16 protein-coding genes are annotated in these 18,822 nt (G+C 72.3%); 9 read left to right on the plus strand and 7 right to left on the minus strand.

The window, feature by feature from the left end; genetic code table 11:
• Positions 1-395 precede the first annotated feature (395 nt).
• Positions 396-1,034 (plus strand): TetR family transcriptional regulator, encoded by a 639-nt coding sequence (locus tag HDA32_RS04615; protein ID WP_179642008.1) that lies wholly within the window; start codon positions 396-398, stop codon positions 1,032-1,034.
• Positions 1,035-1,465: 431 nt separating this feature from the next.
• On the opposite strand, the gene HDA32_RS04620 is transcribed toward HDA32_RS04615, so the two are convergent.
• Entirely contained in the window at positions 1,466-2,944 is a 1,479-nt protein-coding gene (locus HDA32_RS04620) for an RNA polymerase sigma factor (protein ID WP_179642009.1), read from the minus strand.
• Between the two features lie 224 nt (positions 2,945-3,168).
• Complete coding sequence (gene nadA / locus HDA32_RS04625) at positions 3,169-4,176, minus strand: quinolinate synthase NadA (RefSeq protein ID WP_179642010.1); 1,008 nt, start codon at positions 4,174-4,176, stop codon at positions 3,169-3,171.
• Between the two features lie 138 nt (positions 4,177-4,314).
• Between nadA and HDA32_RS04630 the strand changes: the two genes are divergently transcribed.
• The 6 genes from HDA32_RS04630 to HDA32_RS04655 all read left to right on the plus strand — a co-directional run bounded on the left by HDA32_RS04630 (position 4,315) and on the right by HDA32_RS04655 (position 9,656).
• Positions 4,315-5,124, plus strand: a complete 810-nt coding sequence (locus tag HDA32_RS04630) for an NUDIX hydrolase (protein ID WP_218882336.1) — start codon at positions 4,315-4,317, stop codon at positions 5,122-5,124.
• A gap of 89 nt (positions 5,125-5,213) precedes the next feature.
• A complete protein-coding gene (locus HDA32_RS04635; protein ID WP_312863043.1) occupies positions 5,214-5,873 on the plus strand; it encodes an HAD family hydrolase in 660 nt (219 codons plus the stop codon).
• Between the two features lie 144 nt (positions 5,874-6,017).
• Positions 6,018-7,172 carry an ABC transporter ATP-binding protein gene (locus HDA32_RS04640; RefSeq protein ID WP_179642011.1) on the plus strand — a complete coding sequence of 385 codons (1,155 nt, stop codon included), beginning with the start codon at positions 6,018-6,020 and terminating at the stop codon, positions 7,170-7,172.
• The gene (locus HDA32_RS04645) at positions 7,165-7,965 is read left to right on the plus strand and encodes an ABC transporter permease (protein WP_179642012.1); all 801 of its coding nucleotides are present in this window, start codon (positions 7,165-7,167) and stop codon (positions 7,963-7,965) included. The genes HDA32_RS04640 and HDA32_RS04645 overlap by 8 nt, the downstream gene beginning before the upstream one ends.
• On the plus strand, positions 7,962-8,639 hold the full coding sequence (locus HDA32_RS04650; RefSeq protein ID WP_179642013.1) for an ABC transporter permease: 678 nt from the start codon (positions 7,962-7,964) through the stop codon (positions 8,637-8,639). The genes HDA32_RS04645 and HDA32_RS04650 overlap by 4 nt, the downstream gene beginning before the upstream one ends.
• 108 nt (positions 8,640-8,747) lie before the next feature.
• A complete protein-coding gene (locus tag HDA32_RS04655; RefSeq protein ID WP_179642014.1) occupies positions 8,748-9,656 on the plus strand; it encodes an ABC transporter substrate-binding protein in 909 nt (302 codons plus the stop codon).
• Positions 9,657-9,933: 277 nt separating this feature from the next.
• Here HDA32_RS04655 and HDA32_RS04660 read toward each other — a convergent pair whose 3' ends face one another.
• The 3 genes from HDA32_RS04660 to HDA32_RS04670 all read right to left on the minus strand — a co-directional run bounded on the left by HDA32_RS04660 (position 9,934) and on the right by HDA32_RS04670 (position 13,513).
• Complete coding sequence (locus HDA32_RS04660) at positions 9,934-10,461, minus strand: flavin reductase family protein (RefSeq protein ID WP_179642015.1); 528 nt, start codon at positions 10,459-10,461, stop codon at positions 9,934-9,936.
• Positions 10,458-12,194 (minus strand): signal peptide peptidase SppA, encoded by a 1,737-nt coding sequence (sppA, locus tag HDA32_RS04665; RefSeq protein WP_179642016.1) that lies wholly within the window; start codon positions 12,192-12,194, stop codon positions 10,458-10,460. Before sppA ends, HDA32_RS04660 begins: the two co-directional genes overlap by 4 nt.
• A 107-nt stretch (positions 12,195-12,301) precedes the next feature.
• Entirely contained in the window at positions 12,302-13,513 is a 1,212-nt protein-coding gene (locus HDA32_RS04670; RefSeq protein WP_179642017.1) for an endochitinase, read from the minus strand.
• Between the two features lie 100 nt (positions 13,514-13,613).
• Here HDA32_RS04670 and HDA32_RS04675 point away from each other — a divergent pair, with 100 nt between their 5' ends.
• On the plus strand, positions 13,614-14,402 hold the full coding sequence (locus HDA32_RS04675; RefSeq protein ID WP_246334236.1) for a hypothetical protein: 789 nt from the start codon (positions 13,614-13,616) through the stop codon (positions 14,400-14,402).
• A 529-nt stretch (positions 14,403-14,931) separates the two neighbouring features.
• The gene (locus tag HDA32_RS04680; RefSeq protein WP_179642018.1) at positions 14,932-15,387 is read left to right on the plus strand and encodes an ATP-binding protein; all 456 of its coding nucleotides are present in this window, start codon (positions 14,932-14,934) and stop codon (positions 15,385-15,387) included.
• Here HDA32_RS04680 and HDA32_RS04685 read toward each other — a convergent pair.
• Together HDA32_RS04685 and glgB are read right to left on the minus strand one after the other, a co-directional pair.
• Positions 15,330-16,241 carry a DUF418 domain-containing protein gene (locus HDA32_RS04685; RefSeq protein WP_246334237.1) on the minus strand — a complete coding sequence of 304 codons (912 nt, stop codon included), beginning with the start codon at positions 16,239-16,241 and terminating at the stop codon, positions 15,330-15,332. The two genes, HDA32_RS04680 and HDA32_RS04685, sit on opposite strands and share 58 nt — an antisense overlap.
• A 313-nt stretch (positions 16,242-16,554) precedes the next feature.
• Entirely contained in the window at positions 16,555-18,726 is a 2,172-nt protein-coding gene (glgB, locus tag HDA32_RS04690; RefSeq protein ID WP_179642019.1) for a 1,4-alpha-glucan branching protein GlgB, read from the minus strand.
• Positions 18,727-18,822: the final 96 nt, after the last annotated feature.

Genomic DNA, 18,822 nt, shown 5'->3' on the forward strand with positions numbered 1-18,822 from the left:
GCGCTCCCCGGAGGGGTTCCTCCGGTGCGCCGACCACCGCCGGCTCACTACAATCAGTGATCGGAGTACTACGGAACGATTGCGGGCGATAGTGCGGCGCCCGGGTACCGTGAATCCAGGTATAACGTGTTCTATTAATGCTGGAAGAGATCGGGAAAGAGCGCCGAACCCTTCTGTTAACTGCTGCAACACCGGGTGATGAGGCATGGTCCACAGTTGTCGGACGCTGACCTCCTGGGGAATGCTTAGATAACGTGTTCTTGGGTGAGTCGGCCCGACGCCCGCGCGACCGCCGCGGATACGCGCGGACCCGGCCGACGCGGCCGGTCCGGCCGCAACGACGTGGTGGCGGCGGGGCGCACGTGCCCGCGGACGACGATGATGGGAGTGGCACCGTGGCTGTCCAGGCGCCGGTCGGGACGCGTTTGCGAAGTCAGAATCAGCGCCGCAAGCGGATCGTGCAGACAGCGGCGGCGCTGGCGCTCAGGGGCGGCGTCGAGGCCATGCAGATGCGGGCGGTCGCCGAACGCGCCGGCGTCGCGCTCGGCACGCTTTACCGCTACTTCCCGTCGAAGATGGACCTGGTCGTCGCGGTGGTGACCGAGGAGCTCGACCTCCTGGAGAACAGCATCATCCGCCGGCCGCCGAACGCCGAGACCGCCGCGGGGCGCGCCGTCGACGTCCTCATGCGCGCGACGCGCGGGCTCATGCGCGAACCCGAGCTCGCCGACGCGCTGGTCCGGTCGCTCATCATGGCCGAGGTCAAGACCGACCTCGGGCCGCGCATCACCGATCTGCTGTGGCGGGTGGCCACCGGCACCCCGCTGGTGACCGAGCCGCCGGCCGCGGGGGCGGCCGAGGACGGGGGCGCCCCCGCCGAGCCCGACCGCGAGAGCTCCGACTACGTACTGGCGGGCTCGCTGGCCAGCATCTGGATCTTCGAGCTGCTGGAGACCCTCAAGGGCCATCGCGACATGGAGCAGGTCCAGCACCGCCTGGAGATCGCGGCCGAGCCGCTGCTCGCCCGGTTCTGACCGCCGGTCCGGCCCCGGAATCCCGGGGCTCCAGGGCGGCGAACCTGAATTTTCTCCCAGGTTCCTCATGCGAGATCCCGGCTTTTCGCGCGCTCCCGGACCCGAAATGGGGGCGCACGGAAAACAAGAACGCATTCTGTTCAGCTCTGCGTGCCGTGAAAAGCACGGCGCACCGATTTCGGTCGTCACCAAGATCGTGTTCTAGTCGGATGCCCGCCGATCTTGACCTTGTGGGGCCTGAAAACGTTGCGATAACGCCCATAAGGTCGACGCGGGTTCCAACCTCGGCCCCGGGATGGAGTAGGCGCGGGCGGACACCCTCCGCCTCGACCCCAGGGGGTCTTCAAGACCCCCAGGGGCCGAGGGTGAAACTCACGGTCGAGGTCGACGAGGAAACCACCGCAGAACGGACATCGTGCGCGCCTGTGCGGTCACTCTCCGGAGCCGAAGAGATCCAGCAGGTCGTCCAGGAACCAGGAGATGCGGTCGGGGCGGTCCGGCGGATCGGGGACCTCGTCCTCCGGCGGGGTGATCGGCGGGACCTCTGCGGCGCCGGACGGGGGCGCGGTCGCGGAATCCTCGCCGCCGGGGTCCTGTCCGCCCTCCTCGTCGGTCCGGGACGGCGTCGGTTCCGGCGCCGACGCTGACGCGGACGGCTCGGTGGCGACGTCCCCGGTGTCCCGCGCCCCCTCAGCGTTCGCGGCGGGCGGCCCGTCGGCGGCCGGGGGCGGGATCCTGCCGGGCAGTTGGTCGCCCGCGACCTCGGTCGACGTCGGCTCCGCCGATCCGGGGGCCGGCACAGGGGCCTGGGCGATCGAGCCAGGGGGCGGGCTGACCAGGAAGACCCCGGCGGCCCACAGGACGAGCACGACGGCGACCGTGGCCAGGCCGGCGATCACCGGGGCCGCCCAGCGCGTCCGGCGCTCTCCGTCGCGCTCGCCGCTCTCCTGTAGGGCGCCGTCGGCCTTCGGGGCCAGCTCGGCCACCTGCTCCGGACCGTTGCGCGCCGGGGTGTCGGCCGTGGTGATCCGGTCGGAGGGCATCGGCGTGCTCTCCTCCTCGACCGGTCCGGCGCCCTCCGCCTGATCGGCGGCTCCGGCCGAGCCCTCGGCGCGCTCCCGCGGCCCCGCCGCACCGGCGATCGGGCCGCGCGCACGGTGCAGCGGGAACCCGTCGGGACCGAGCGGGCGCATCAGGACCGCGCAGCGCCGCCGCTCCTGCTCCCGGTCCGGGGCGGCGCAGTCGGCGAGCACCCGCTCCCGCAGGCTCTTCGGAGGACCCGGCGGCGGCAGCACATCCATCAGCGCGGCGACGTCGACCAGCGCCCACTGCGTCGCCCCGGGCCGGTCGGGACCGGGGCTCTTCTCGGCCAGCACGTCGATGGCCCGGTGCACCGAGGCGCGGCACAGCTCTCCCGCGGTGTCGGAGTCCAGGCCCAGCATGGTCGCGATCTGCGTGGCGGAGAGCCCGTGGCGCAGGTACAGCTCCAGCAGCTCGCGGTGGCTCGGCGGGAGCCGGAGCATCACGTCGACGACGGGGCGTTCCTTCTCGACCGTCGCCAGCCCGCCGTAGGGCGAGCGCTGGGCGAAGCCGTGCCGCTGGCAGGCGGCCCGGGCCAGGGCGAACAGCCAGGGCCGCAGATCGGCGCGGTCGCGCAGCCGGTCGAGCAGTTCCACCGCCGCCAGGAACGCCTCGTGCACGGCCGCGTCCGGCGCGGCGCCCGGCTCCTCCCCCTCGCCCGGCGCGTCCTGTCCGCCGGGGCCGGGCCCCAGCAGCGTCCAGCAGTAGCGGTAGAGGGCGGGGGCGAACGCGTCGTAGCATTCGGCGTGGCCCCGGCCCTCCCGCAGCATCACGGCGAACTCCACGTCGTCCTCGACGCGGTTGCCTTCGGTTTTTCGCTGCGCAGTCACGACCCCTCCCCAGTGCCATTCGCGCCCACGCGCCTCCGGCGGGCCCGCGAGGGCGAAACGCCGGAGTTGTCCGAGACGCTAGCGATGCATCGCGGTCACTGTCCTGCGCGTTCCGAAAGATGTGGCCTGAAGGAAAGGTCTTTGTTACCCCGATCCGGGTTTCCGGTCGCCCGCCGCCCCGCGGCGGGCCGGAGGGCACCGGAGCCGGGGCGGCCGCCGCGGCGCTACTCGCCGCCGCGCGAGGGCGAGCCGATCGCCACCATGCGCTCCACCGACAGCCGGGCCCTGGACGCGACGTCCTCGGGCACGGTGATCTCGGTGGTGCCGTCGCGCAGCGCCGACAGCAGCTTCTCCGCGGTGATCATCTTCATGTAGTGGCACTCGGCGCGGGAGTTGACCGGCTCGAACACGGTGCGCGGATTGGCGGCGCGCAACTGGTGCAGCATGCCGGTCTCGGTGGCGATGAGCACCTTGTCCGCCGTGGTGCGCTCGGCCGCGGTGAGCATGCCGCCGGTGGAGAGCACCTTGACCCGCTCCTCGGGCACCGCGCCGGAGCCCACGAGGTACAGCGCGGAGGTGGCGCAGCCGCATTCGGGGTGGACGTAGAGCTCGGCGTCGGGCTCGGCGGCGGCGCGCTCGCGCAGCGCGTGCCCGTCGATCCCGGCGTGCACGTGGCACTCGCCCATCCACACGTGGATGTTGTCCCGTCCGGTCACCCGCCGCACGTGCGCGCCGAGGAACTGGTCGGGCAGGAAGAGGATCTCCTTGTCCTCCGGGATGGAGCGGATGACGTCGGCGGCGTTGGAGGAGGTGCAGCAGATGTCGGTCTCGGCCTTGACCGCGGCGGTCGTGTTGACGTAGGCGACCACGACCGCCCCGGGGTGCTCCGCGCGCCAGGCGCGGACGTCGCCGGCGGTGATGGTGTCGGCCAGCGAGCAGCCCGCCTCGGGCTCGGGGAGCAGGATCGTCTTCTCGGGGGAGAGGATCTTCGCGGTCTCCGCCATGAAGTGCACGCCGCAGAAGACGATGGTGCTCGCCTCGGCGCCGGCCGCCAGCCGCGACAGCGCGAGGGAGTCGCCGGTGTGGTCGGCGACGTCCTGGATCTCGGGACGCTGGTAGTTGTGCGCGAGGATGACGGCGTCGCGCTCCTTCGCCAGGCGACGGACCTCCTTCGCCCACTCCTCAGGCGCCGGCCGGGCCTGGGTGTCGGTCGCAGCGGTGAGCGTTGCCATGTCCTTGACTTCTTCCTTCAGCTGGGGCGCGCGCCGGCCGGGGAGGGCCCGGACGGCGACCGGGAGAACGTGTCCGAACGGCCACATCCAGTTTTTGTCTGATAGGCAAAAACTCGAAGCAGCTTAACATGAGGAGTCATGGAAAGGACAGGGGTGGACATCGACGGAGCCGATGAGACGGCCGGCGGGACGCTGGTGCGCGACTCCGGGGCCCGGCCGGTCGGCGCGGCCTCCGGCGAGGCGTCCAAGGCGGCCCACGAGGTGCTCGCCGTGGTCTTCCAGATCCGTGAAGGCCGCCTCTGCGTGCTGCTCTGGCGGCGCGCGCGGCCGCCGTTCGAGGGATGCTGGGCGCTGCCGGGCGGTCGGCTGGGCGCCGCCGAGGGGCTGGGCGAGTCGATCCGCCGCCAGCTCGCCCAAAAGGTCGATGTGCGCGATCTCACCCACCTCGAGCAACTGGAGACCAGGGGCGACCCCGACCGCCATCCCCACGGGCGCACCCTCGCCACGGCCTATCTCGGCCTGATCCCGGCCGACATCGACCCGGTGATCCCCCGCGACACCCGGTGGCACCCGGCCGCCGAACCGCCCGTGCCGGAGCCGTCGGCCCCCGAACCGCCCGCGATGGCCTTCGACCACGCCGCCATCGTCGGCTCCGCCCGCAGGCGGCTGCGCGCCAAGCTCTCCTACACCAACGTGGGCTTCGCGCTGGCGCCGCCGGAGTTCACCATGTCGCAGTTGTCGCGCTACTACCGCGCAGCGCTGGGACACGACGTCGCGGCCACCAACCTGCGCCGGGTCCTGCTGCGCCGCGGCCAGATCGAGGAGACGGGCGAGTCGGTCCCCTCGGGCCGCTCCGGCGGACGCCCCGCGGCCCTGTTCCGCTTCCGCGCCCGCCGCCTGGAGATCACCGACGCCTTCGCCGTCCTGCGCCCGCCCGCGGGGTGCTGAGCCGCACCCGCGCCGCGCCGCGGGGGGCCGGGGCGCCCGTCCGCCGATCCGCCCCTGAGGTGTCCAACCCCTGTGTTAGCGTCCCTTTTGTGACGATCCGCAGCGTAGTTTTCGACGTGGGCGAGACCCTGATCGACGAGACCCGCATCTTCGGGCGCTGGGCCGATCGGCTCGGGGTTCCGCGCCTGGCGTTCTTCGGCGTCCTCGGCGGGGTGCTCGCCGCGGGGCGTCCGCTGCTGGACGCGTTCACGCTGGTGCGGCCGGGCTTCGACCTGGCGGCCGAGATCGAGGCCTGGCGCGCGCAGGAGCCGGACTCGCTGCGGGAGAACTTCGACGCCGACGACCTCTACCCCGACGTCCGCCTGGCCCTGGAGGAGCTGCGCGACGCCGGTCTGCAGGTGCTCGTCGCCGGCAACCAGCCGCCGCAGGCGGGGCACGCCCTGGAGGCCATGGGGCTGCCCGTCGACGCCGTCCACATCTCCGACGTCTGGGGCGTGGCAAAACCCGACCCCGCGTTCTTCACGCGCCTGTGCGAGGAGTCGGGCCACGCGGCCGGGGAGATCCTCTACGTCGGCGACCGCGTGGACAACGACGTCCTCCCGGCCAAGGCCGCCGGCATGCGCGCGGTCCTGCTGCGCCGCGGCCCATGGGGCTACCTTCACTCGGAGCGACCCGATGCCGAACGCGCCGACGTGGTGCTGGACGGTCTGGCCGAAATTCCGGCGTGGATCGCCGGAAACAGCCGGTGACGTGCCGGCCCGCCCGATGACGCATTCGGATTGTTTGACTCCCGGGGCGAGGGGAACGAGCGATCCCATGACCTGTCGGCCGCCCCGCCGGCGGTCCGATCCCCGATGCTCTCCAGCCGGAACAAGAGGACGCGGCCAAGCGACATGATCACCTTCGAGGGCGTTGGCAAGCGCTACCCCGACGGCACCGTCGCCGTCGACCACCTGGATCTCGAGATCCCCACCGGCCGGACCACGGTCCTCGTCGGCCCGTCCGGCTGCGGCAAGACCACGTCACTGCGGATGATCAACCGGATGGTCGAGCCCAGCCACGGCCGCATCGCCATCGACGGCGACGACGTCCGGCAGCAGGACCCGGCCCTCCTGCGCCGCTCCATCGGCTACGTCATCCAGCAGGCCGGGCTCTTCCCGCACCGCACCGTCACCGACAACATCGCCACCGTCCCGTTCCTGCTGGGCTGGGGCAAGCGGGCCGCCCGCAGCCGCGCCCGCGAGCTCATGGAGCTCGTGGGCCTGGAGCCGGAGCAGGCGGGACGCTACCCGCACCAGCTCTCCGGCGGGCAGCAGCAGCGCGTCGGCGTCGCCCGCGCGCTCGCGGCCGATCCGCCGGTCCTGCTGATGGACGAGCCCTTCAGCGCGGTCGACCCCATCGTGCGGACCAGCCTGCAGGACGAGCTGATCCGGTTGCAGAGCGAGCTGCACAAGACCATCGTCTTCGTCACCCACGACATCGATGAGGCCGTCAAGCTCGGCGACAGCATCGCCGTGTTCCGGCCGGGCGGGACGCTCGCCCAGTTCGACGGGCCGGAGCGGCTGCTGGCCGAGCCCGTGGACGACTTCGTCGAGAGCTTCATCGGCTACGACCGGGGCGTGCGGCGGCTGTCGTTCTTCCCGGCCCGCCGGCTGTCCCTGCGCGGTGACGCCGTGCTCAGCGCCGGCACCACGGTGGGGGCGGCCCGGTCGATCGCGCGCAGCCAGGGGGAGCCGTGGCTGCTCGTGGCCGACTCCGGGCATCGGCCCCGCGGCTGGGTGCACGTCGACGCCCTGGACCGCGCCGCGCCGGACGCCCCGCTGGGCGGCCTGGAACTCGTCGGCTACGGGCACGTCTTCACCGTCGCCACCGACTCGCTGCGGGCCGCGCTGGACGCCGCCGTGCTCTCGCCCACCGGCCGCGCGGTCGGCGTCGACGGCGACGGCAAGGTCGTCGGCGTGGTCGCCCAGACCGACCTCGGCGACGCCATCTGGTCCGTGGGCAACGAGGACACCCCGGTCGGCGAACCGGTGGGCCGCGATGGGTGACCAGCCGCTGGTCCGGTGGGACTGGATCATCGACAACATCGGCGATCCCATCGGCACGCGGCTGCTGGAGCACCTCCAGTTGTCGCTCACGCCGATCCTGCTGGGGCTGCTCATCGCGCTGCCGGTCGGCATCGCCTGCGCGCGGTGGCGGTCGCTGTACCCGCCGGTGTTCACCGGCGTGAACGTCATCTACGCGATCCCCTCCATCGCGCTGTTCTTCCTGCTGCTGCCCTACACCAGCTTCAGCCCGTGGACGGCGATCATCCCGCTGGCGCTGTACACGCTGGCGATCCTGGTGCCCAACGTCGTGGACGGGCTCAACCAGGTGCCCGACCACGTCCGGCAGGCCGCCACCGCCATGGGCTTCGGCCCACTGCGGCGGCTGGTGCAGGTCGAGCTGCCGGTGGCCGTCCCGGTGATCATCGCGGGCCTGCGGATCGCGGCGGTCGCCACCATCAGCATGGTCAGCATCGCCTCCCTCGTGGGACTGGGCGGGCTGGGCCAGCTCATCCTCACCGACGGCTTCCGGCGCCAGTTCAGCACGCCGATCGTCGTGGGCATCGTGCTCTCGGTGGTCCTGGCGTTCCTCGTCGACGGGCTGCTGGTGCTGCTGCAGCGCAGGCTCACCCCGTGGACGCGGGGGCGCGAGCTCGGCGCGGCGGCCAGGACGGCGGCCCCGGCGTCGGCACGCGACCGCGGCGCCGCGAGGACGCACCGCGGCGCCGCGGTCGCGGAGCCGGGCGGGCCGGGCCCCGACGCGGACGCAACGGGCGGACAAGGGGAGAGCACGTGAACGTCCTCCTGTGGGTGTGGGAGTGGTTCAGCCGACCCGAGCAGTGGGCCGGCTCCGACGCGATCCCCGCCCGGTTCATCGAGCACCTCGGCTACTCCGGGCTCGCGCTGCTGCTGTCGGCGCTGATCGCGATCCCCATCGGGCTCGTCACCGGGCACACCGGCCGCGGCGGGTTCCTCACCGCCAGCGTCGCCAACTTCGCCAGGTCCCTGCCCACCATCGGCGTGCTCATGCTCGTCGTGCTCGCCGTCGGCATCGGACTGGCGCCGGTCATGGCGGCGCTCGTCGCGCTGGCGGTCCCCCCGATCCTGGTCAACACCTACGAGGGGGTGCGCGGGGTCGATCCCCAGCTCAAAGACGCCGCGCAGGGGATGGGCATGCGCGGCGGCGAGGTGCTGCTCCGGCTGGAGGTCCCCGTGGCGCTCCCGCTGATCCTGCTGGGCCTGCGCACCGCGGCCATCCAGGTCGTCTCGACCGCCACCATCGCCGCCTACGTCGGCATCGGCGGTCTCGGTCGGTTCATCGTCGACGGCCAGGCCCGCCAGGAGATCGACATGGTCGTCGGAGGGGCGCTGCTGGTGGTACTCCTGGCCGTGCTCGTCACCGGCCTGTTCCACCTGCTGCGCCGACTCCTCGTCGCGCCGGGACTCCGTCAGCGCGCGGCCGCCGAGTAGCGTCCGCCGCAGATGAGCCCCGTGCCGGCCGACCGCCGCCCGTCCCCGAACAGACCCCGGCCACGATGGCCCCGCACCAGCCCCGCACCCACGAACAGAAGGTACGTCATGCGCACTCCGGCCCGGCTCGCGATCGCGGGCGCCCCGTTCATCCTGCTCCTCAGCGCCTGCGGCGGAGGGGCCGACCCCTATGCCGAGGGCGGCGATACGCCCGAGGCCGGAACCGTCGTGGTCGGCTCCGCGGACTTCCCCGAGAGCACGCTGCTCGGCAACGTCTACGCCCAGGCGCTGGAGGCCGCCGGCGTCCAGGTGGAGACGCAGTTCAACATCGGCAGCCGCGAGGTCTACTACGACCAGATCGAGTCGGGCAACCTGTCGGTGTTCCCCGAGTACAACGGGGCGATCCTGTTCCACCTCGACCCCGACGCCGAGTCGGGTGACACCGAGGCGACCAACGCGGCGGTCGCCGAGGCGCTGCCGGACGGCCTGGAGATCCTGGAGTCCTCCGAGGCGCAGAACAAGGACTCGCTCACGGTCACCGGGGAGACCGCCGAACGCGACGGTCTGCGGTCGATCCCCGACCTGGAGGAGGTCGCCGGCGACTACACGCTCGGCGGTCCCCCCGAGTTCGAGACCCGCGTGCAGGGCGTCGTCGGGCTGCAGGACGTCTACGGCCTGGAGTTCGACGGGTTCCGCTCGCTGGACATCACGCTGGTCCCGCAGGCGCTCCAGGACGGTGACATCCAGGTGGCCAACCTGTTCACCACGGACCCCGCCATCGCGGCCAACGACTTCGTCGTGCTGGAGGACACCGAGAACCTGTTCGGCTCCCAGAACGTCACGCCGCTGGTCCACAGCGAGAGCGTCGACGACACCGCCGAGGAGGCGCTGAACGCGGTGTCGGCCGAGCTCACCACGGAGACCCTCACCGAGCTCAACCAGCGGGTCAGCATCGATCAGGAGGACCCCGACGAGGTGGCCGCCGACTGGCTGGAGTCGGTCGGGCTCGACCAGTAGCGGCAACGCGCCGCGACCGGCGCGACCGGCCGGACGCACGACGCCACCCACCGGCCCCGCTGGCGGTGGGTGGCGTCATGGGGTGAGGACCGTGCCGATCCGCCGGGACCTCACAGGATCGCGGCGAGCACCAATCCGACGGCGATGATTCCGAGGATCGTCAGGATGCTGTCCATGCTCCCATTGGACTGTGAACGGCGGGGCGACTGAACTACCCGCGGCGTGCGAACACCGTCACGCGGACCTCACGAAGAGTGACCTCCCTAGAGAGTTTCGATCAGTCCAAATCGCGGTACCTGCCCGCGTACCTGATCAACGGCGACGCCGCGGCGCCCGGCCCGCCCGTCGCCCGATCCCCCACCGCGGGCAGGGCGTCCACGGTCGCCAGGTACACGACGTGGTCGCCCGCCTCGACCCGCTGCGTCACCGAGCACTCCAGCGCGGCGACGGCGGTGTCGAGGACCAGCGCGCCGGTGTGCGCGCCCCGGTGGTGGGGCTCGCTCGCCAGCAGCAGGCGGGCGCTCGGGCGGCCCTCCGCGGCGAAGCGGCCGGCGATCGCCCTGTGCCGGGCGCCGAGCACGTTCACGGCGAAGCGCCCCTGCCGGTCGATGACCTCGGTGAGGTAGCTGCTCTCGGTCACGCTGAGCATGACGATGGGCGGCTCGGCCGAGATGGAGGCGAACGCGCTGACCGTGCTGCCGATGTCGTCGCGGTCGTCGGCCACCGTCACCACCGTCACCCCGGTGGCGAACCGCGCCATCGTCTCGGTGAACTCCGCCGTGGCGAACGCGCCGGCCGCGCTCATCGGATCTCCCACGTGCCGGGCAGAATCAGGGGACCGGCCGCGGGCAGGCCGAGACCGGCCGAGAGCTCGGCCAGCGGACCCCACGAGCTCAACCGCAGCCGCGCGGCAGCGGCGGCCCTGTCCTCGCTGGACTCGGCCGGCACCAGGCGCTCCAGCGGGTGGAGCCGCGGGAACGGGCGCAGCGGGGCGGAGGGCGGCAGCCCGGCCCTGCCGCGGGCGATGTCGGCCGCGGCCTCGACGCCGCCGAGCTCGTCGACCAGGCCGTTGGCGTGGGCGTCCCTGCCCGTCCACACCCGGCCGCGCGCCAGCTCGTGCACCTGCTCCCTGGTCATGCCGCGCGATTCGGCGACCTTGGCGGTGAAGTCGTCGTAGATGTGGTCCAGTACCGCGTTGACGCGCTCCCACTCCGAGTCGCTGAACCCGCGGTCGCTGCTGAACATGCCGGCGTGCTCGCCCCCGTCGATGGAGTCGCTGGAGATTCCCAGCTTGGCCATCAGCCCCGACAGCACGGCCTTGCCGGTGAACACGCCGATGGATCCGGTGATCGTGCCGGGCTGGGCGACGATGGTGTCGGCGCCCAGCGCGACGAAATAGCCGCCGGAGCCGGCGACGTCGCCCATGGAGACCACGACCGGCGTGCCGGACTCGCTGGTCAGCTTCACCTCGCGCCAGATGACGTCGGAGGCGGTGTAGGAGCCGCCGGGGCTGTCCACCCGGAACACCACCGCGCGCACGTGCGGGTCGCGCCGGGCGGCCCGGAACGCGGCGGCCACGGTGTCGGAGCCCATCGCCGCACCGCCGCCCAGCGGCGAGCGCCGGCTGCGCCCGGACACGACCTGGCCGAGGCCGGAGATGAGCGCGACGGAGTCGGTGCCGCGCTGCACGGCGGGGACCCGGTTGGCCAGCGACTGCAACCGCTGGTAGCGGGAGACGAACTGCAGGTGCGGCCCGCCCGAGCCGTTGGCCGCCGGGGCGGACGGGCGGAACCGGCCCAGCAGCTCGGCGTAGATCTCGTCGCGGTAGCCGAGCCGGTCGACCAGCCGCGCCTCCAGTGCCTCCCTTGCCAGGAAGGGGCCGCGGTCGATGAGCCCGCGGACCTCCTCCCGCGACAGGCCGCGCCCCTCGCTGATGCCGTCGACGATCTGCTCGGTGAGCGACTCGACGATGCGGCCGGTGGCCTCGCGGTGCGATTCGGTGAAGCCCTGCTCGGTGAACATGTTGACGGCGGTCTTGTACTCGTGCCGCGCGCCGACCTCGTACTCCACGCCGAGCTTGTCGATGGCGTCGCGGAAGAACTTGTTGCTGACGCTCACCCCGGTGAGCCCCACCGAGCCGGAGGGCAGCAGCGCGACCTCCTCGAAGGCGGTGGCGAGGTAGTAGGGCGTCGATCCGGGGCCGAACTCGCCGAAGGACTCGCTCCAGGCCACGGTCGGCTTGCCGGCCGCGCGGAAGACGGCGACCGCGTCGCGCAGCTCCTGGACCTTGCCGAAGCCGATGGGGCGCCCGCCGATCTTGGCGATCAGCGCCTTCACCCTGGGATCGCGCGCCCCGCGCCGGACGCCCTCCACGACGTCGGACAGCCGCTGCCTGCGCATGGCCATGATCTGGCCGAGAGGATCACCGGGGATCTCGTCGATGATCCCCTCGGTGAGGTCGACCTCGAGGACCAGCGGGGCGGTGCGCCGCTGACGGATCTTGGACACGGGCTCGAGCAGTTTCACGACATCCACCATGCGGTCAAGGCTATTAGCCGGAGGCGGGGACGGGCCTGCTTATCCACATGCGGCCACCCGGCGTTTCCCTCCCGTCCCTCCCGGACGCGGACGCGCGGCCCCGCGGGTCAGCCGCCCTCCCCGCCGTGCATCGCGCGGACGAGGGAGGCGCGGGAGTCGTCGTTGTCCAGCGACCACAGGCTCATCCCGCCCAGACCGAGCTCCCTGACGTAGGCGGCCTTCCTGCGGATCGACCGGGGGTCGTCGTAGCTCCAGAACTCGTCGCCGTCGTACAGCCACAGCGTGCCGTGCTCCTCGTCGCGGAAGCGCCTGCCGCTGCGGCGGGCCAGGGTCTTGTAGTCCTCGTCGCCCGGCTCCCAGGTGCCCGGGGCGATGCCCCCGGCCCGCTGGTAGAGGCCGCCGTCCCCGCCGGGGACGCCGCTCCAGCCCCGGCCGAAGCCGGGGACGCCGACCAGCAACTGCTCGGGGGCGACGCCCAGCTCCAGGTAGTTGACCACCCCGGCGTCGACGCTCAGCCCGTCGGGCGAGGGGTCGCCGGGCGGGGTGTAGAGCTGGGCGGCGTGGTTGGTGGTCAGGTCCCAGTCGCCGTTGAAGTCGTAGCCCTGGACGATGCCGAAGTCGAGGTGGCGGAACACCTCCGGTTCGATGCCGACCCGGATCCGGGCCGGGGCGGCCGGCAGGTAGGCGCTCATCTCCACCGCGCGGCCGGTGCGCTCGGTGAACGCGTCCAGTTGGCGGCGGGTCTCGGCCAGCAGCAGCGTGAAGTTGCGGCGGTCCTCGGTCCGCACCACGTTGTGGTCGTTGCCGTCGGAGCCGGGCCACTCCCAGTCGAAGTCGATCGCGTCGAAGATCCCGGCCGCGGCGCCCGGCCCGCCCTGCGGTTCGCCGTCCAGCACCGGGAGGTCGCCGTCGAAGTAGACGGAGACGACCGAGGCGGCGAACGCCGCGCGCGACTCCGGGGTCAGCGCGGCGTTGGAGAAGTAGCATGAGGCGTTCCAGCCGCCGAAGGAGACGCCCACCTTCAGGCTCCGGTGCCGGCCCTTGAGTTTGCGGAGCTGGTTGAAGTTGCCGGCCAGCGGCTGTTCGTACTGGTCGGCCTGGCCGTCCACGCTCTCGGAGGCGGAGAACCGGCGCTGGTAGTCGGCCCACGCGTCACCGGTGGCCTCCTCGGTCATGACACACTGTCCGCGCGCGTCCAGCTCGCCGAACGCGTAGGTGAGGTGCGTGAGCTTCGCGGCCTGCCCGCTGGCGTGGACGTCGCGGAGGAGGTAGCGGCGGTCATAGATGCCCCACTGGGGGAAGTAGCCGACGACTCGCACTGACGGTCCGTCCTCTCACGCGTGAGCAGACTTCTGGTGCAGATCGCCAGATTCCCCCGCTATCGTCGATGAGGTCAAGCTCCGGCACGAAGGGAATCGCATGTCTGGCAGGCGCGGCCGATCGCGGTTCGACGCTCTCAAGCGCAACGCCGGGGCCTCGCCCGGTGGGCCCTCCGGGCGGTCCGGTCCCCGCGGGGCGGCCGCGACCGCCCCGCGTTCCGCGTCCGGTCTCCGGCGCCGCCTCGGCGCGGCGGCCATCGCCGCGCTGGTGCCGGCCGCGGCCGCGTGCGGCGGCGCGGACGGGACCGCCGCGGCGCCGGAGGGCGGCCCGAGCCCCGACTCCACCTACGGCGGCGCGATGCCGGCCGCGCAGGCGCCGGCCCCCGAGGGGTTCACCCCGGTCGAGATCGAGGGCATCAAGATCAACGCCCCGGAGGGCTGGGAGGTCGACGACGCGGACGGCCGGCTGTGCATGCGCCCGCCGGGCCAGGCCGCCTGCGCCTACGGCTCGCTGCAGGTCCTGCCGCACGTCGCGGAGCGCGATCCCGACAAGTGGCCGAAGAAGGGCGACGCCTTCGACAAGAAGAACGGCTGGGCCTCCGACCCGACCGCGTGCCGTAGCCTGAACACGGCCGAAGCCGGTGACGTGAAGGTGAAGGAGGCCGAGCAGCAGACGCTGCCCGATCCCTTCACCACCCACGCGGACGGGCTCAAATCGCACCACTCGGCGTGGACCGTGACCTGCGAGAACAATGACACGTTCGAGGTCAGGCTGTGGTTCCTGCCCACGAGCGACGTGGCCGTGTACGTGTGGAGCGTGGACGCCCGGTACGCCGCCGTCTACGACGAGATCGCCACGTCCATGGACGTCACCGAGTACAACGAGTGACACGGTCGGCAGTGGTCCCCTCGCCGATCTTGAACTTGTGGGCGTTATCGCAACGTTTTTAGGCCCCACAAGGCCAAGATCGGCGAAGACTTCGCGGTATTGCGTTTCGGCATCCGCAATTCAGGGTCCGCAGGGCCCCGTGGATGCGCGGATTCCGCCCCGCGGCGGCCACGCAATTTCCGTCCGGATTACCCGGGCCGCTTTTTTCCGGAGTCCCGTTCGGCCGCGGCCTCCGGTCCGGGTGGAAAAAGGATCAGCGTTTTTCCCGACCGACTTGCCGCACGGCATTGGCGCGGGCAAACTCTAATCGTGTCGGCGCCTGCGTGACCGTGCGCGTTTCAGCAGGGTTCATTCGCCGCAGGGCTTCCGCGGAGACCTCATCGGCAGGGGCGCCTGCACGGCCATGCGCGCGTCGCACGAGAGAAGCAGAGCGGCCCCGGCCGAGTGATGCAGCACCCAGCCAGGGCCTTGCCCAACTCGCCTGTCGAGACCAGGGAGTCGAACCGTGAACAACGTTATCCCCCCGCCCATGCAATTGCATCCGGGCATGCTCTGGGGCGCGCCGACCATCCGGTGCGGGTTCTCCGGAAAGCGCAAGGCGGTCAGGTCCTGCCGCGACTTCATCGCCGACGCGCTGGCGGCGAACGCCTACGGCTACCCGGACGAGCTGCGCGACAACGCCGTGCTCTGCGCCAGCGAGCTGGCCACGAACGCCATCCGGCACACCAGGTCCGGCGACTTCGACGGGGTGTTCACCGCGCTGCTCTACCTCCGCCCGACCTGGATCGGTCTGGAGGTCCACGATCTGGGGCCCAGGGGCGAGCGTCCGAGCGCCCCGCACGCCGTCCCCGACTCGCTGGGCGACCCGTTCGCCACGCGGGGCCGCGGCCTCGCGATGATCGGCCGCTTCTCGCGGGGCCGCTACGGCTACGCCTCCCCGCCCGAATGCCCCTTCCACACCACCTGGTGCGAGCTCGCGGCCTGAACCCGCGGTTCCGGTTCGGCGGGGGCCGGATCCGGCCTTCTGCGGTTGGGGACGATGCTCCACCAGGTCACGCAGCGCCAGCCCCACTCCAGCGGGCCGTACCGGAACGCCCGCAGCCACAGCGAGCCGACCGCCCACTGGGCCAGGAGCAGGCCGAAGGCCAGAGCGAACAGGGCGCCCCACCGGTCCCGCGCCGGGAAGTCCAGCAGCCACCCGACGAGCAGGACCACGAGCGTCGCCGACAGGTAGTTGGTCAGCGCCATCCGGCCCAGCGGGGCGAACACGGCGCGCAGGAGGCGTGCCAGCGGGGTGCGCATCAGCAGGCACAGCGCCGTCACGTAGGTGGCGGCCGTCAGCAGGCCGGCGACGGCGCTGGAGGTGCTGAACCCGGTGTTCCAGACCTCGCCGTAGTGCCAGACCGCCGCGGGGACCGCGGCCGCCAGCGACACCGCGAAGGCGATCGCGACCTGGCGGCCGCGCCCCTCCAGCTCCTGCGGGACGCGATAGCGCGCCGCGGCCAGGCCCAGCAGGAACAGGCCGGGGACCAGCGGGAGTCCGCCCGAGGTGACCGTGACCCCGAGGACCGACCCGATGACCCCGCCGGCGAGGACGAGCGCGCGCGGCAGGAACGACGCGGGGAGCAGCACGACCAGGCCGACCACGGCGTAGCTCAGCAGCACCTCGCCCGGGTAGAGCATCTGGTGCAGGGCGCCGATGGCGGCCAGCGCGGCCAGGCGGCGCACCAGCGGCAGGCGGGGACGCCCGGTGCCGGCCGCCGCGGATTCCAGGAACAGCGCGAAGCCGATCCCGAACAGGAACGCGAAGATCGGCATGAACCGGCCGTCCACGAGCATGTGCAGGACGGTCTCGGCCGGATGCGCGCTCGTACTGGCAGCTCCTCGATCGGGAGCTCGTAGCCCATATGGGTGATGGGCCCGATGTTCGCCAGCAGGATTCCGCACAGCGCGAACCCGCGCAGCACGTCCAGCGCGTCGATCCGCCGCCGCTGTCCGGCCGCCGTGCTCGCCCGCTCCTCGGTTCCCCGTCCCTCTTCTTCTCGCACACCGCGAGGCTAGGACGCGGGGGAGCGGCCCGGCACCGGCCGTCCGGCCGGTCCGCGCCCCCGCCTTTCGGCCGGGGCACGGTGCCGTGCGGCGCGGACGCGGATCACTCGGCGCCGCGGGTCAGCCAGATCGCTCCCAGAGCGGGCAGGGTCAGCACGGCCGAGGCCGGCTGGCCGTTCCAGGGGTCGGGGGTGGCCCTGACGGCGCCGGGCCGGGCGGTGCCGCCGCCGTAGGCCGCGGCGTCGGTGTTGAGGACCTCCTGCCAGGCGCCGGCGTAGGGAAGGCCGACGCGGCGCTCGGCGTGCGGAGAACCGCCGAAGTTCACCAGGCAGGCCAGGACCGAGCCGTCGTCGCCGTGGCGCAGGAAGGACAGCGTGTTGCCCGCGGCGTCGCCGCCGTCGATCCAGGTGAACCCGCCGGGCTCGCAGTCGCGCGACCACAGCGCCGGGGTCGCCCGGTAGACGCGGTTGAGGTCGCCGACCAGCTTCTGCACGCCCGCGTGGTGGCCGTACTGCAGCAGCCACCACTGCACGCCGGCCTCGTGGGACCACTCCTCGCCCTGCCCGATCTCGTCGCCCATGAACAGCAACTGCTTGCCCGGGTGCGCCCACATGAAGGCCAGCAGCGCCCGCAGGTTGGCGCAGCGCTGCCACTCGTCGCCCGGCATCTTGTTCAGCAGCGACCCCTTGCCGTGCACCACCTCGTCGTGGGAGAGCGGCAGCACGTAGTTCTCGCTGAACGCGTAGACCATCGAGAAGGTGACCTCGTTGTGGTGGTACTGCCGGTGGATCGGGTCGTGCCGGAGGTACTCCAGGGTGTCGTGCATCCAGCCCATGTTCCACTTGAACCCGAACCCGAGCCCGCCGGAGTCGACGGGCCGCGAGACGCCCGGCCAGGCCGTGGACTCCTCGGCGATCATGGTGATGCCGGGGTTGCGCCGGTAGGCGGTGGCGTTGAGCTCCTTGAGGAACCCGAGGGCGTCCAGGTTCTCCCTGCCGCCGTAGGCGTTGGGCGCCCACTCGCCCGACTCGCGGGAGTAGTCCAGGTACAGCATCGAGGCCACCGCGTCGACGCGCAGGCCGTCGATGTGGAACTCCTCCAGCCAGAACAGCGCGTTGGCGACCAGGAAGTTGCGGACCTCGGTGCGGCCGTAGTCGAAGATCATCGTGCCCCAGTCGGGGTGCTCGCCGCGGCGCGGGTCGGCGTGCTCGTACAGCGACGTGCCGTCGAAGCGCGCGAGCGCCCAGTCGTCCTTGGGGAAGTGCGCCGGCACCCAGTCCAGCAGCACGCCGATGCCGGCGCGGTGCAGCTCGTCGACGAGCGTCCGGAACTCGTCGGGCGTGCCGAAGCGCGCCGTGGGCGCGTAGTAGGAGGTGACCTGGTAGCCCCACGACCCGCCGAACGGGTGCTCGGCCACCGGCAGGAACTCCACGTGCGTGAAGCCCATCTCGCGCACGTAGGCGACCAGCTCCGCAGCCAGCTCCGCATACGACAGCCCCGGCTTCCACGACCCGAGGTGGACCTCGTAGACGCTCATCGGGCGCCGGGTCCAGTCCTCGATCTTGCGGTGCGCCAGCCACTCGTCGTCGCGCCACCGGTGGTCGGAGGTGAACACCACCGATGCGGTGTCCGGCGGCGTCTGCGCGGCGAAGGCCATCGGGTCGGCCTTGTCGCGCCACGCGCCGTCGGCGCCGAGGATCCGGTACTTGTACAGGGCGCCGTCGCCGACGCCCGGGACGAACAGCTCCCACACCCCCGACGAACCGAGCGAGCGCATCGGGTGCGCGACGCCGTTCCAGTGGTTGAAGTCGCCGACGACCCGCACCCCGCGCGCGTTGGGCGCCCATACGGTGAACGACGTCCCGGTGACCTCGCCCATGACGGAGGCGTAGCGCCTCGTGTGCGCGCCGAGCGCCCGCCACAGCTCCTCGTGCCTGCCCTCACCGATCAGGTGCAGGTCCAGCTCGCCGATCGAGGGCAGGTAGCGGTACGGGTCGTCGACGATCCACTCCTCCTCTCCGGCCGAGTAGCGCACCGCCAGCCGGTAGTCGGGGACCTGCGACCCCGGCAGCACCCCGGCGAACACCCCGCCGTGCAGGTGCTCCAGGGCGACCCTGCGGCCGTCCTCCAGCACAGCGTGCACCGACTGCGCCAGGGGCCGCAGCGTGCGCACCGCGATGCCGTCGGGCACCGGATGCGCTCCGAGCAGGCCGTGCGGGTCGTGGTGGTGGCCGGCGACCAGGCGGTCGATCTCGGCGATGGTGGCGTCGCTCATGGCTTCCTCGCGTGCGTCGAGGGTGGGAGTGGACAGGTTTTTTTCACTACCGCCCGGCCGTGGGACCGCCCGCGTCCGTCGGGAGGGCCGCGCGGA

The organism is Spinactinospora alkalitolerans, assembly GCF_013408795.1.
Classification (GTDB): Bacteria; Actinomycetota; Actinomycetes; order Streptosporangiales; family Streptosporangiaceae; genus Spinactinospora; species Spinactinospora alkalitolerans.

What these genes read in the sequence shown, in the direction of transcription:
- nadA (WP_179642010.1), bottom strand. Translation starts at nt 4,176, where the DNA reads ATGGCAACGCTCACCGCTGCGACCGACACCCAGGCCCGGCCGGCGCCT.
- HDA32_RS04630 (WP_218882336.1), top strand. Translation starts at nt 4,315, where the DNA reads ATGGAAAGGACAGGGGTGGACATCGACGGAGCCGATGAGACGGCCGGC.
- HDA32_RS04640 (WP_179642011.1), top strand. Translation starts at nt 6,018, where the DNA reads ATGATCACCTTCGAGGGCGTTGGCAAGCGCTACCCCGACGGCACCGTC.
- HDA32_RS04645 (WP_179642012.1), top strand. Translation starts at nt 7,165, where the DNA reads ATGGGTGACCAGCCGCTGGTCCGGTGGGACTGGATCATCGACAACATC.
- HDA32_RS04655 (WP_179642014.1), top strand. Translation starts at nt 8,748, where the DNA reads ATGCGCACTCCGGCCCGGCTCGCGATCGCGGGCGCCCCGTTCATCCTG.
- HDA32_RS04660 (WP_179642015.1), bottom strand. Translation starts at nt 10,461, where the DNA reads ATGAGCGCGGCCGGCGCGTTCGCCACGGCGGAGTTCACCGAGACGATG.
- sppA (WP_179642016.1), bottom strand. Translation starts at nt 12,194, where the DNA reads ATGGTGGATGTCGTGAAACTGCTCGAGCCCGTGTCCAAGATCCGTCAG.
- HDA32_RS04675 (WP_246334236.1), top strand. Translation starts at nt 13,614, where the DNA reads ATGTCTGGCAGGCGCGGCCGATCGCGGTTCGACGCTCTCAAGCGCAAC.
- HDA32_RS04680 (WP_179642018.1), top strand. Translation starts at nt 14,932, where the DNA reads ATGCAATTGCATCCGGGCATGCTCTGGGGCGCGCCGACCATCCGGTGC.
- HDA32_RS04685 (WP_246334237.1), bottom strand. Translation starts at nt 16,241, where the DNA reads ATGCTCGTGGACGGCCGGTTCATGCCGATCTTCGCGTTCCTGTTCGGG.
- glgB (WP_179642019.1), bottom strand. Translation starts at nt 18,726, where the DNA reads ATGAGCGACGCCACCATCGCCGAGATCGACCGCCTGGTCGCCGGCCAC.